The sequence below is a fragment of the Eubacterium limosum genome (assembly GCF_000807675.2).
Lineage (GTDB): Bacteria > Bacillota > Clostridia > Eubacteriales > Eubacteriaceae > Eubacterium > Eubacterium limosum.
In genome coordinates, this window is record NZ_CP019962.1 from 1,925,501 (window position 1) to 1,938,817 (window position 13,317).

The window sequence follows — 13,317 nt, forward strand, 5'->3', positions numbered from 1 at the left end:
TAATCTGTAGCATAAAAATAATGGACACATAGCGTGTTTTATCGAATAGACTTACACATTGGAGGAATTACTTTGTTAACAAAACAGGAAAGAACCCGAAACTTTTCGATTATTGCCCATATCGACCACGGCAAATCCACACTGGCCGACCGTTTGATTGAAGAAACGGGACTTTTAAGCAAAAGAGATATGGAAGATCAGATTCTCGATAACATGGATATTGAGAGAGAACGCGGAATTACCATCAAGCTGCAGGCAGTACGGCTTATTTATAATGCCAAGGATGGCGAGGAGTATATCTTAAATCTCATTGACACACCGGGTCATGTGGATTTCAACTATGAGGTATCCCGAAGCCTGGCAGCCTGTGAGGGGGCTATTCTGGTGGTGGACGCGTCCCAGGGGATTGAAGCCCAGACTATTGCGAATGTGTATCTGGCACTGGATAACGATTTAGAAGTGGTGCCTGTTATCAACAAAATTGATCTGGCAAGTGCCCGTCCCGATGAGGTAAAGGCAGAAATTGAAAATGTAATTGGATTGGACGCAGAGAATGCGCCGCTTATTTCTGCAAAGGCAGGAATTAATATTCAGGATGTGCTGGAGGCCATTGTCAGCGATGTTCCAGCGCCAGGCGGGGATTCGGACGCACCGCTCCAGGCATTGATTTTTGACTCTTACTATGACCAGTACCGTGGGGTTATCGCTTCAGTGCGCGTGGTCCAGGGAAAGATCAAGGCCGGCATGAAGATCCGAATGATGGCCATTGGCAAGGATTTTGAGGTGGACGAGGTCGGTATTTTCGCCAAAGGATTGCTGCCAGTGGACGAGCTGTCCGCAGGCGATGTCGGATACGTGAACGCCGGGATTAAAAATGTGCGCGATACCCGTGTCGGGGATACCATTACCGCAGCAGACCGCCCTGCGACCGAGCCTCTTCCAGGCTATAAAAAAGTAACGTCAATGGTATTCTGCGGCATTTATCCTGCGGATGGTGCCCGTTATGAGGACCTGAAGGAAGCTTTAGCCAAGCTGCAGCTCAATGACGCATCGCTGCTCTATGAGCCGGAAACCTCCATTGCGCTTGGTTTTGGGTTCCGGTGCGGCTTCCTGGGGCTTTTGCACATGGAGATCATTCAGGAGCGGCTGGAACGCGAATTTAACTTGGATCTGGTTACCACTGCGCCAAGTGTTATCTATAAAGTTATCAAAACAGACGGCACAGAGCTTTGGGTGGACAATCCTACCAATCTGCCGGATCCGGTTGAAATTGACACTATGGAAGAGCCAATTGTGGACGCGACGATCATGGTGCCGTCTGAATATCTAGGCGCCGTGATGGAGCTTTGCCAGGAACGGCGGGGAACCTATATCAATATGGATTACATCGAGGAAACACGTGTGTCCCTGCATTATGAGCTGCCGCTCAATGAAATTATTTATGATTTTTTCGACGCCCTTAAATCAAGAACCCGTGGCTATGCTTCTCTGGATTATGAGATCAAGGAATACCGCCCGGCGAAGCTGGTAAAACTGGATATCCTGTTAAACGGCGAGCTGGTGGACGCTTTATCCTTTATCGTTCATGAGGAAAAAGCTGTAGGCCGTGGACGGGCCATTACCAAAAAACTAAAGGAGTCCATCCCAAGACAGATGTTTGAAATTCCAATTCAGGCCGCCATCGGCAATAAAATTATTGCCCGGGAAACTCTGAGCGCGCTGCGCAAGGACGTTTTAGCCAAATGTTACGGCGGGGATATCAGCCGTAAGCGCAAGCTTCTTGAAAAGCAGAAAGAGGGGAAAAAGCGTATGCGTCAGGTGGGCAGCGTAGAGGTACCGCAGGAGGCCTTTATGGCAGTGCTGAAACTGGATTCATAGGCGAAAAAATAATGGTTATACCGCTGCTGCAAAGCCGATTTTTACGGCATTGCCGGCGGTTTTTATTTTTATTGTATTTTTATGACAGATATGCTAAAATTAGTAATCATAACTATCTATCTTTACTTTTAAATCTACATTTATAAGTTTTGCAATCAAATTTCACATTCTGGAGGAATCTATTGGATACGACAAACCTTGAAAAGCTGACTGTGGCCGATCTGCGCAAAGAGGCGGAGCGTTTAGGCTTTACCGGACTGAGCAAAAAGAAAAAGCAGGAGCTCATCGATATGATCACAGCAGCCAGTCAAAAATCAGAAACGGTTAAAAAGACAGAGGAGCCATCCCAAAAAGAAGCGGCTCAAAAGAAGAACGAAGCGGAAAAGGCCGAAAAACAAACGCCGAAAAACAGCGATAAAAAGGCAGACGAACGGAAATCTGCCGATAAAAAGAATGAAGGAAAAACGGCTGTTAAGGAAAAGAATGAAACAAAAGCGAATGACCGGGCTCTGGTAGATAAGTCTAAACAGGAGCGAAGTGCGTTGCCCCAGCCGGTGGAAAAACAGCATCATAACAACCATAACAATTACAACAACCACCGCTATGCGAAAATCAAGGACAATATTGAAGACAGTATTGAAATGGCCGGCCCTCTGGAAGTACTGCCTGAGGGTTTTGGTTTTATAAAGACTCCGGAAATGAAATCCCAGCAGGAATGGGTCTATGTTTCAGGCTCGCAGATCCAGAAGTTTAAGCTGGAAACGGGCGATATTGTCGGGGGAAAGGTGCGGAAGGCAAAACCGGGTGAGAAATACGCGGCTATGCTCTTTTTAGAGATGGTTAACGGAACACAGACCTCAGACATCATCAATAAAATCAACAGTATGCTCTATGCTGATGATAAAAAAAATCTTGATCGTTTTAAAAACTCGCAGGAAGGGATTTTAGATTTAAATTCTGATGGTTTTGGTTTTTTGAGAATGAACAACTACACCTCCGGTGACAATGATATCTATGTTGCGCCTAACCAGATCCGTCGTTTTAATCTGCGGACCGGCGATAAAATTGTGGGTAAAATCCGTATGCCCAACGAAGGGGAAAAGTTTGACGCGCTGTTGTATGTCGAAACAGTCAACGGCGATATTCCTGAAAAGATTGCAAGTCGTCCTAGGTTTGAACGCCTGACACCAGTATTTCCAGAGGAACGGATTACCCTTGAAACAGACAGAGACATCGTTTCAACCCGCATCATTGATATCTTTTCACCTATGGGAAAAGGGCAGAGAGGGATGATCGTTGCGCCGCCGAAGGCCGGGAAAACAACGCTGCTTAAGGAGATTGCCCAGGGAATTCGTTCCAACCATCCAGAGATTGAACTGATTATTTTACTGGTTGATGAACGCCCTGAGGAGGTAACCGACATGAAACGTTCCATCGATGCGGATATTGCTTACTCTACCTTTGACCAGCCGCCTGAAAATCATATCCGTGTGGCGGAAATTGTGCTGGAGCGAGGTAAAAGGCTTGTTGAACAGGGAAAGGATGTTGTCGTGCTGGTGGACAGCCTGACGCGCTTGACTCGCGGTAACAATCTGGTCGTCGAGCCGTCAGGGAGAACCCTGACCGGTGGTCTTGATCCGGAATCGCTGTACTTTCCTAAAAAGTTTTTTGGCTCTGCCAGAAATATTGAGGGCGGCGGCAGCCTGACCATACTGGCAACAGCTCTGGTGGATACAGGAAGTCGGATGGATGACATTATTTTTGAAGAGTTCAAGGGTACGGGCAATATGGAACTGCATCTTGAACGTGAGCTGGCTGAACGCCGGATATTCCCGGCTATCAACCTGAACAAATCCGGTACACGCCGCGAAGAAAAGCTGCTGACACCCGATGAGCTGAAGGTCAGTTATCAGATCCGTAAACTGTATGCAGGCAACAGCCCTGTGCAGCTGACAGACAAAATTATCAATACCCTTGAACGCACAACCGATAATGAGGATTTTCTTAAAAAGATCCTTCAGAAATCCAAATCCTGAGAAAATAAACTTGCACTTTTACAGAGAATCTGTTATACTAACTTAGTTGAAAAAAATATATGTATCAATATATATAAATACGAGAACGAAATGAGGTGAATTCGATGAAAAAAGGTATCCACCCAGAATACGGAAAATCCGTTGTTAAATGCGCATGTGGTAATACATTTGAAACAGGTTCTGTTAAACCGGAGCTGAAGGTTGAAATCTGTTCAGCTTGCCATCCTTTCTTTACTGGTAAACAGAAATTAGTAGATACAGGTGGTCGTGTAGAACGATTCAACAGAAAATACGGCAAAAAAGGCGAATAATGAATGAAAGTCGGTTCCTGGTAACCGACTTTTTTATTGTGAAAAACAGGATGAATACTATTAAAGAACTCATAGAAGTGGGGAGTACAAGGCTTGCGAAGTGTGGGTCTGTAAGTCCAAGACTGGATGCCGAGGTGCTTCTGGCATCGGTGTTGAACTGCCCACGTATCACTTTTTACAGTGACCCTGGCAGGACTGTAAGCTTTGAAGATGCCGAAGAGTATCGCAGATGCATTGACCGTCGGGCGGCCCTTGAGCCGGTGGCCTATATTACAGGTGAAAAAGAATTTATGGGACTGGTTTTTCAGGTTTCGCAAGATGTGCTTATCCCTAGGCCGGATACGGAATCGCTGGTAGAGGCGATTCTCGAAAAGGTTATCCCACAGATTAAGCAGAATACCGAGCATCCACATGTTCTTGATTTGTGTACAGGAAGCGGTGCGATCGGTCTCTCTCTGAAATTTTTTGTCTCGAGTGCGGCGGTTACCCTCACGGATATTTCGGGAAAGGCATTGAAGGTGGCGGCAGAAAACGCCTGGAATTTAGGTTTTTCAAACATTACAATGATAGAGAGCGACCTTTTTGAAGGCCTTTCGACAGCAGAGCATTTTGACCTGATTGTGTCTAATCCGCCTTACATTCCTGATGGCATTATCCCAACGCTGCAAAGGGATATTGTGGATTATGAGCCAATACTGGCGCTTTCAGGCGGTGTGACAGGATATGATCTCTATGAGCGTATTGCACGGGAAGCGGGCCCTTACTTAAGAAAAGGCGGTGCGATTGTTCTGGAGGTCGGCAACGACCAGGAGATAAAAGTTGCGGAGCTTCTTGAAGAACAGGGCTTTGGCGCCATAACAATGATCCCTGATCTGACAGGTGCAGTGCGCGGTGTGGTCGCGTGGAAAGAATAAAAACAAAAAATTGAAGTTGAATTTGAAGTTCAAAAACTTTTATGATAGAATAAAAGAAGCTATATGACTAAGAAACAGGATTTAATATTTGGAGGTATTTTATAGATGATATCAGCAGGAGAATTTAAAAAAGGCGTAACCTTTGAAATGGACGGAAGTGTTTTCATGATTGTGGAATTCCAACATGTAAAACCAGGAAAAGGTGCCGCCTTCGTTCGTACTAAAATCAGAAATGTTCTGACCGGAGCTGTTGTAGAAAAAACGTTCAACCCAACTGAAAAATTCCCGAAAGCCCATATCGACACAAAGGAAATGCAGTATCTGTACGCAGATGGCGATCTGTACTATTTTATGGATCTCGAAACCTATGAACAGATTCCATTGAATTATGATCAGGTTGAAGATGCTCTGAAGTTTTTAAAAGAAAACGACAACGCAACTATTCGTTTCTTCAAAGGAGAAGCTTTCTCAGTAGCAGCTCCGAACTTTGTTGAACTGCTTATTACTAAAACCGAACCGGGCTTCAAGGGCGATACCGCTACCGGCGCCAATAAACCGGCAACTTTGGAAACGGGTGCGGTTATTACCGTTCCTTTATTTGTAGAAGAAGGAGATACGATTCGTGTAGACACCAGAACCGGTGAATACATGGAACGTGTATAATGCATATGAAATATATCCGTGAAAAGGTAGCCTTTATTGAAGGCCTAGTAGAAGGCCTTGAGTTAGACCTTACGACAAAGGAAGGTAAGGTGCTTGACCGGATTATCGACGTATTGGGCGATATGACCGATGCGCTGGAAGGTCTGGCAGAGGCTCAGGATGAGCTGGAAGATTACGCGGAAATGATTGATGACGACCTGACCGAGCTTGAGGAATTCATTCTGGATGAAGACTGGGATGAGGAATACGATGATTTTGATGATGTAGACTTCGACGATGACGACGACTATTATGAAGTTGTATGTCCAAAGTGCGGAACGGTCTATATTACCGATTTCGAAGCCTTTGACGATGATGATGTGTTCTGCCCTGAATGTGGCGAACAGTTTCATCTGGAAGAAAAAGTCGTTGAAGAATTAACCCATGGCGAAGGGTGTCAGTGCGGACATCATCACGAATAGGTGGTGTATAAAATGGATGAAAACCAAAAATTAAACCCTCAGGAAATCTCTAACGAAATGGTCTGTTCGATTGCGAATCTGGCTGCGTTAGGGGTGGACGGCATCGACAAAATGTTTATGCGTATGTCTGATGAAATATTGGATATGATCTATCCTTCTGCTGTTTCAAAGGGTGTAAAGGTTGTGCGCCAGGAAGATGGCTATCATATCGACGTGCATGTGATTACAGAGATGGGAATTGATATTCCTCAGATCGCCAGAAAAACCCAGATTAAGGTCAAGGAATCTGTTGAGATTATGACTGGCAATCAGGTGGCGCAGGTTAATGTACACGTGGAAGGCAGCGGAAAATATTAAAAGAGCATTCAAAAGGCTGTGAGAGTATTCTTGCGGCCTTTTATACTGTGAGATAGAGGTAACTATGAGTCGAAAAATGAATCGAAAAGAAGAGAGAGAGCTGGCTCTGCGTGGGATTTTCCAGATTGATTTTCACGCCGAAGATGCAGAGCTGGACACCAGCCTCAAAAATTTTTTTGAGTTGGCAGGACAGGGTGACCCTGAGGATGAAGTGGCAGGTATGACAGGCGGCTATGCAAAGAAGGTCATTGACGCTGCCCTTGAAAATCAAGCGGCTATTGACGCGTTGATTGCCAGCCATTTAAAGGAAACCTGGGATTTCAGCCGTGTTCCCAAAATGGAAAAGGCCATTCTACGTCTGGGTGTCACCGAGCTTTTATACACAAAGGTGCCAAAGGAGGTAGCGATTAACGAGGCAGTAGAGCTGGCAAAAAAATACGCCTCGGAAGAAAGCAAAACCTATATTAACGGTATTCTCAATAAAGTGGCGGTTGAGCACGCAGACGAGCTTTCAAAGGATTGATGGAGCATGGATGGTTTATCTCTGGGAATTGACACCAGTAATTACACAACCTCCATTGCCTTAGCCGGTGCTAATGGCGAAGTGGTTTATGAAAAAGGTATTCTGCTTCAGGTAAAGCCAGGCGAACGCGGGCTGCGTCAGTCAGAAGCCCTGTATCAGCATGTTAAAAACTTGCCAGTACTTTTTGAGAGTATTCCTGAAAACTTAAAAATACGAGAGCGGTTACAGGTGGTGTGTTACTCGGACCGGCCACGTCCTCTGGAGGATTCGTACATGCCGGTTTTTCGCGCAGGTATTGGATGCGGAAAAACCATTGGCAGTCTGTTTGCGATTCCCGCCTTTGCGGTGAGCCATCAGGAGAATCATATCCGCAGCGCCATCTATGGCAGTGGAATGAAACCGGAAGAACTCCACTTTCCGCTTTTGGCAACGCATTTTTCCGGAGGCACCTCTGAGATACTGTTGGTAAACTCAAGGGAAAGCGGGTATGATTGTAAAATAGCAGGGGCGACCCTGGACCTTAATGCCGGACAGCTCATCGACCGGGTGGGCGTGCGGCTGGGCTACGCTTTTCCAGCCGGCAAGGCACTGGAGCAGCTGGCGTCACAAGCAGTGGAACGCAGCTGTGTGATACCGTCAAACGTTGATAAAATGGACTTTCACTTCTCAGGGCAGGAAAACAAAGCGGCAGCACTGCTGGACTCGGGGACAGAGCCGGCGGAGGTAGCCTATGGGCTCCACCGATGTATCGCCAAGACATTATCGAAGGCCATAGCGCTGGCGGCTGCAACTTATGGTGTAGGGGATGTTCTGTTTTCAGGCGGTGTTATGTCAAATCAGATCATCCGAGGGCTTATCGAAAAAGAATTAAGCCGCAGGCGTCTTCGCTTGCACTTTACAAAACCATGCTACGCGACCGACAATGCTGCCGGAAACGCGTTGCTGGGGATTGAAACCATGACATAAAGGGGGTTCCTATGATTACCCGGGCGCTTAGCGTTACAGAAGTCAATCATTTTATTAAAACCATGCTGGATGGAAATAGCGTGCTGAAAAACCTTATGGTAGAAGGGGAAATTTCCAATCTGAAGTTTCATTCCTCAGGTCATGTATATTTTTCTTTAAAAGACAGTCAAAGCCGTATTGCCTGTGTTATGTTCCGCAATAACGTGCAGAATCTCAAATTCCGGCCAGAGGAAGGGATGAAGATCACAATTAAAGGTGGTATTTCTGTTTTTGAACGCAACGGCCAGTACCAGATTTACGTTCGCTCTATGGAACCCCAGGGAGTTGGCGCGCTTTACAAGGCCTTTGAGCAGTTGAAGGAAAAATATCAGGCGTTGGGGTGGCTGGATACAGAGCAGAAAAAGCCCTTGCCAGAGTATATACGCAGAGTGGGGATTGTTACCTCGCCTACTGGGGCGGCGATCCGCGATATGATCTCAGTCATCCGGCGGAGAAATCCTCAGATTCATATTGTCATCTACGGGGCGCTTGTGCAGGGAGATGGCGCGGCAGAAGAGATTGCGAGAGGTATCGAAACCTTTAATCGTCTTGGCAACGCAGATGTGGTTATTATCGGACGCGGCGGCGGGTCCATGGAAGATCTGTGGGCCTTTAATGAGGAAATTGTGGGCGAAGCGATACATGCCTCGCAGCTCCCCGTTATTTCAGCAGTAGGGCACGAAACGGATTTTACCATTGCGGATTTTGTGGCGGACATGCGTGCGCCAACACCGTCTGTAGCCGGTGAACTGGTAGCTGAGAACCTGTTAGAATGGGCAGGGACGTTAACCCAGCTGAAATCCCGTCTGCTCAAAGCGATGAACCACTATATTGAAAAAAACCGTATGGCACTGACACAGGCTGCTGCCCGGCTTTTGAGAAGCGGGCCAGAAAACCAGGTGGCGGATATGCGCTTATACCTGGACGCGCTCCAGGACCGTATGCTGAGAGGCATGCGGTTTGAAATTGAGCGGCAGCGCAGCAGGGTGGAATCGGTATCCAGGAGGCTGGATGATTTGAATCCGCTGGGAGTGCTGAAACGTGGTTATGTTCTGGCTGAGGATAAATCCGGTGAGCTTGTACGCTCAGCCACTGAAGCAGAGGCCGCGGGAACCATGAAATTAAAATTCCACGATGGCGAGGTCATCGTTTCTGTGATAAAGGAGGAGCCTGAATGGCAACTAAAAAGTTAAAAACAAAAATCACCCGGCTCGAGACCATTGCAGAGGCCTTAGAGCAGAATGATCTGGATCTTGAGAAGTCACTGGCCCTTTTTGAGGAGGGCATGAAGCTGGTAAAAGAGTGCGGCAGTGATTTGGACGGCATTGAAGAAAAGGTCACTATTTTGACAGCCGACAATCAGGAAATGCCTTATGAAGGAGAAACAGAGGAATGAAACCATTTAAAGAAACCCTATTGGAAAAAGTAAAGGCAACAGATCATGAGCTGTTGGCTTGCTTCGACCGGAAGTTTGATACGCCGGATATTATTGTCAGTGCCATGAAATACAGTCTTTTTGCAGGCGGAAAGCGCCTGAGACCTATTTTGATGAAGGAAACCTGCCGCTGTCTGGGGGGCGATCCCGCAGATGTTAAGCCGCTGGCCTGTGCCATTGAGATGATTCATACCTACTCATTGATACACGACGACCTGCCGGCTATGGATAATGATGATCTGCGCCGCGGAAAGCCCACTAACCATAAGGTATATGGTGAAAATATGGCCATTCTGGCTGGAGACGCGCTTTTGAATTATGCGATGGAAACAGCCATTGCCGGTATCCCGGTAGACCCGTCAAAAACTTTCCATTATACACGGGCACTCAGTTATCTGGCGCATTCGTCTGGCGTAAATGGTATGATCGGCGGCCAGACAGGTGACATTCTCAGTGAGAACGAGGCGATCAATGAGGAAAAAATGTATTACATTCACGCTCATAAGACAGGCGCTCTGCTGAAAGCGGCGGTGCTGTGTGGTGGGTTCGTGGCAAAGGTGACGGGTGAGGAACGCGAAGCATTGGAGACATACAGTGAAAAAATCGGCTTGGCTTTCCAGATCGTCGATGATATTCTGGATGTAACCGGGGATGAAAAAACCCTTGGTAAACCAGTAGGCAGCGATGAAAAGAACCACAAATCAACCTTTGTGTCCCTTTATGGAATGGCTTCCTCACAGGAAAAGATCCGAGAACTGGAAAACGGTGCGCTGGACGCATTGGCAACCATTGACCATGACACTTCATTTTTGGAGGATATGGCAAAATATATCTGTCAGAGAGAAAACTAAGAAAAAGAGATGATGCAGCATTTCGCTGCATCATCTCTTTTTGGTTATGCCTTGATCATATTTTTGCTGCCGAAATAGGTAGCGAGGAAGTAGCCGCCGTAAATGAGTACAAGAATCAGTGCAGTGACGCCCGTATTTTCCGCGACATTCACATGACCAAAGAAAGCGATAAAATCATTGGCGACTTTGAGCCCTACAATGGAGTGAATGACGGCAAGCGCCAGGGGCATCAGGAAATAGATGGCAATCTGAACAAACAGTGCATGGCGGATCATTTTATCCTCCGCACCGATCTTGCGGAGCAGGGCGTAGCGTTCAGAGTTGTCCGATGCCTCGGAGAGCTGCTGGAGCGCCAGTATAGCAGCGCTGGCAATGAGGAAGATAATGCCCACGTAAATCCCTACATAGGAGGTGGTGATTTTCATGGCGGTACCCTGTGCATACATTTCTTCCCGGGTGATAGTTAAGAAGCCATTTTGTGGCGTCAGAAGGTCGGCATACTGGTTTAAAATTTCGCTTGAAGCCTCTGCAGGCGCTTTGTAATTAATATTAAGCTGTGCGCTGTCAAAAGGGAGACTTTGTGCCAGGGCATCCGACACAATGAGTGTACCGCTGTTGCTGAATGAAAAGTTTGTGCCAATGGTACAGTCAATGGCCGGTCCTGCACTTTCCAGCGTTTCTCCGTTTAGAGTAATTTTTCCGTTGTTTTCGAGGAAAGTATCCACAGAAGGGGTGATCTGGGGCATATCATAAAAAATACGGAATTGTCCATCGGCTAGTGTAATAGTGTCTTTTCCGAGCGCAGTCATTTGGGCGTTAAAATCGGACTGAGAAACGGCCTGCATCGGGTATTTTTTGAAGCGCTCGAAGGCTTCACCGGTCAGCATGTTTTTTATGCCTTCTGTAGAATATTCAAATAAGACCGCATTTGGAACATCACTGAGGTGGTAGGTGATCTGGCTCGTTTCTCCGGCAAAACGGTTCAAGTCGACACCCTGAGCAGCCAGTTCGGCGGCGATATCTGTATAAATTGGCTGGTCATCCATGTAAGGGGTTTCCGGACCGCTGGTAATGGTCGCGTCAAAAGGAGTGGTCTTTTCGGCTGAGCTTGTGAGTACATCGGCCAGGCTGATACCGCTTGACAGGGTGCCGATGGTGAACAGCAGCATAATGCAGATAATCGTCATTGAAATAAAGGTGGTATTGATCTTGCTGTTGAGTTGGCGGAGCACGAACATATTAAGCCCTTTAAGGTACAGCTTTTTATTGGACTGGACCAGGCGGAGCAGGAAACCAGATAAGGACATGAAGAACAGCAGTGTTCCGACAGAGCCACAGACCAGCGCTGCTGCAAACTGGGGGCCTATGTCCATAAGGCCATTGTCAATGATCAGGTAGTAGGCGACACTGATAAAAATGACGGCGGCGATAAAAATAACGACAGAATGCCAGAGCTTTTTGACCTTAAAGGTTTCATTTTTCTTATCGGCGCTCAGCAGGTCGATGAGTTTGTATTTTGAAATGGACAGTGTGTTAAACAGCATGACCATGATAAAAATCAGACTGAAATAAAGAACAGTCTTGCCGCAGGCAGCGGGTGAAAAGACAAATTTAAATTCCGTAAAGGCCGCTTCAAACATTTTGGCCGTTACAACTGCCAGGCCTTCGGAGAGGAAAAATCCCAGAATCAGCCCTGCCGTCAGCGAGACAATACCGATCAGGAGGGTCTCAATCATCAAAATCCAAGACATTTTACTTTTGTCCATTCCCAGGGTCATGTAGATGCCGAGCTCTTTTTTACGCCGTTTAATAAGGAATTTATTGGCGTAGAGGATCAGAAAGCCGAGAATAATCGAAATGAATACCGAGACATAACCCATGATCATTGTCAGGCTTTGGAGAGCCTGCTCGTCGCTTGAACTGATGCTCATCATCGCCTGTTGAGACTCAATGGAATTAAAAACATAAAAGACGCAGACGCCAAAGGTCAGAGTCAGAAAATAGATGGTATAATCCCGGACGCTGCGCCGTACATTGCGGAAGGCAAGCTTAAAGTACATCGCTGTTCCCTCCTCCCAAAAGGCTGACAACATCAATAATGCGTTTAAAAAAAACCTTGCGGCTGTCATCGCCCCGAATCAGTTCATTAAAGATTTTGCCGTCCTTTATGAAGAGGATGCGCTTGCAGTAGCTGGCGGTGAAGGCATCGTGGGTAACCATAAGGATTGTGGCGTGAAGCTGTTCGTTGAGGGTGTCAAAAGCCTCGAGCAGCATCCGGGCAGATTTAGAATCCAGTGCCCCGGTGGGCTCGTCAGCTAAAATAAGCGCAGGCTTGGTGATGATGGCTCTTGCACTGGCAACACGCTGCTTCTGCCCACCGGAGATCTGATAGGGGTACTTTTCCAGAATATCGCTAATCTGCAGGCGCTTGGCCACACTGCGTACCCGCTTGTCGATGGTTGCTGCCGGTACTTTGAGAATCGTCAGCGCAAGGGCAATATTTTCATAGGCAGTCAGAGTGTCTAAAAGATTGAAATCCTGAAAAATAAAGCCAAGCTGTTCCCGCCGGAATTGTGAAAGTTGACGTGAGCGCAGCTCGGTGATATCCCGGTCCTGGATCAGAATATGGCCTGCGGTCACAGAGTCGATGGTAGACACACAGTTCAGCAATGTGGTTTTACCGCTTCCTGAAGCGCCCATAATACCAATGTATTCGCCTTTATTCACATTAAAGCTGATGTCGTCAACGGCTTTTGTGATATTTCCGTTATTTCCATAATATTTTTCGATATGCTGTACAGACAGTATCGGTGTTGTTTTTTCCATAAGTAACCTCCTTAAAGCACTTTAGTTGTGTTTGTCTTTTATGGTCATAGTATACCG

14 protein-coding genes are annotated in these 13,317 nt (G+C 46.7%); 12 read left to right on the top strand and 2 right to left on the bottom strand.

Annotation, left to right across the window (positions count from 1 at the left end; all coding sequences use genetic code 11):
- The first annotated feature begins 72 nt into the window (after positions 1-72).
- The 12 genes from lepA to B2M23_RS08965 all read left to right on the top strand — a co-directional run bounded on the left by lepA (position 73) and on the right by B2M23_RS08965 (position 10,434).
- Positions 73-1,878: a translation elongation factor 4 gene (lepA, locus tag B2M23_RS08910; protein WP_038352811.1), complete on the top strand. Its 1,806-nt coding sequence runs from the start codon at positions 73-75 to the stop codon at positions 1,876-1,878.
- Positions 1,879-2,060: 182 nt separating this feature from the next.
- A complete protein-coding gene (gene rho / locus B2M23_RS08915) occupies positions 2,061-3,914 on the top strand; it encodes a transcription termination factor Rho (RefSeq protein ID WP_038352810.1) in 1,854 nt (617 codons plus the stop codon).
- A 104-nt stretch (positions 3,915-4,018) separates the two neighbouring features.
- Positions 4,019-4,225, top strand: a complete 207-nt coding sequence (rpmE, locus tag B2M23_RS08920) for a 50S ribosomal protein L31 (protein WP_013381757.1) — start codon at positions 4,019-4,021, stop codon at positions 4,223-4,225.
- Complete coding sequence (gene prmC, locus B2M23_RS08925) at positions 4,225-5,139, top strand: peptide chain release factor N(5)-glutamine methyltransferase (RefSeq protein ID WP_052237309.1); 915 nt, start codon at positions 4,225-4,227, stop codon at positions 5,137-5,139. Before rpmE ends, prmC begins: the two co-directional genes overlap by 1 nt.
- A 105-nt stretch (positions 5,140-5,244) precedes the next feature.
- Complete coding sequence (gene efp / locus B2M23_RS08930; protein WP_038352809.1) at positions 5,245-5,802, top strand: elongation factor P; 558 nt, start codon at positions 5,245-5,247, stop codon at positions 5,800-5,802.
- Positions 5,802-6,263, top strand: coding sequence for a CD1247 N-terminal domain-containing protein (locus tag B2M23_RS08935; RefSeq protein ID WP_081571155.1), 462 nt, complete (start codon positions 5,802-5,804; stop codon positions 6,261-6,263). The genes efp and B2M23_RS08935 overlap by 1 nt, the downstream gene beginning before the upstream one ends.
- A 12-nt stretch (positions 6,264-6,275) precedes the next feature.
- On the top strand, positions 6,276-6,620 hold the full coding sequence (locus tag B2M23_RS08940) for an Asp23/Gls24 family envelope stress response protein (RefSeq protein WP_038352808.1): 345 nt from the start codon (positions 6,276-6,278) through the stop codon (positions 6,618-6,620).
- Positions 6,621-6,696: 76 nt separating this feature from the next.
- Positions 6,697-7,143: a transcription antitermination factor NusB gene (gene nusB / locus B2M23_RS08945; RefSeq protein WP_038352807.1), complete on the top strand. Its 447-nt coding sequence runs from the start codon at positions 6,697-6,699 to the stop codon at positions 7,141-7,143.
- 6 nt (positions 7,144-7,149) lie between these two features.
- Complete coding sequence (locus B2M23_RS08950; RefSeq protein WP_038352806.1) at positions 7,150-8,109, top strand: Kae1-like domain-containing protein; 960 nt, start codon at positions 7,150-7,152, stop codon at positions 8,107-8,109.
- A gap of 11 nt (positions 8,110-8,120) precedes the next feature.
- Complete coding sequence (xseA, locus tag B2M23_RS08955; protein WP_038352805.1) at positions 8,121-9,341, top strand: exodeoxyribonuclease VII large subunit; 1,221 nt, start codon at positions 8,121-8,123, stop codon at positions 9,339-9,341.
- Complete coding sequence (gene xseB, locus B2M23_RS08960; protein WP_038352804.1) at positions 9,323-9,544, top strand: exodeoxyribonuclease VII small subunit; 222 nt, start codon at positions 9,323-9,325, stop codon at positions 9,542-9,544. Before xseA ends, xseB begins: the two co-directional genes overlap by 19 nt.
- Positions 9,541-10,434: a polyprenyl synthetase family protein gene (locus B2M23_RS08965; protein WP_038352803.1), complete on the top strand. Its 894-nt coding sequence runs from the start codon at positions 9,541-9,543 to the stop codon at positions 10,432-10,434. The genes xseB and B2M23_RS08965 overlap by 4 nt, the downstream gene beginning before the upstream one ends.
- A gap of 44 nt (positions 10,435-10,478) precedes the next feature.
- Here the strand turns inward: B2M23_RS08965 and B2M23_RS08970 are convergent, their stop codons facing one another.
- A complete protein-coding gene (locus tag B2M23_RS08970) occupies positions 10,479-12,494 on the bottom strand; it encodes an FtsX-like permease family protein (protein ID WP_038352802.1) in 2,016 nt (671 codons plus the stop codon).
- Complete coding sequence (locus tag B2M23_RS08975) at positions 12,484-13,260, bottom strand: ABC transporter ATP-binding protein (RefSeq protein ID WP_038352801.1); 777 nt, start codon at positions 13,258-13,260, stop codon at positions 12,484-12,486. Before B2M23_RS08975 ends, B2M23_RS08970 begins: the two co-directional genes overlap by 11 nt.
- Positions 13,261-13,317: the final 57 nt, after the last annotated feature.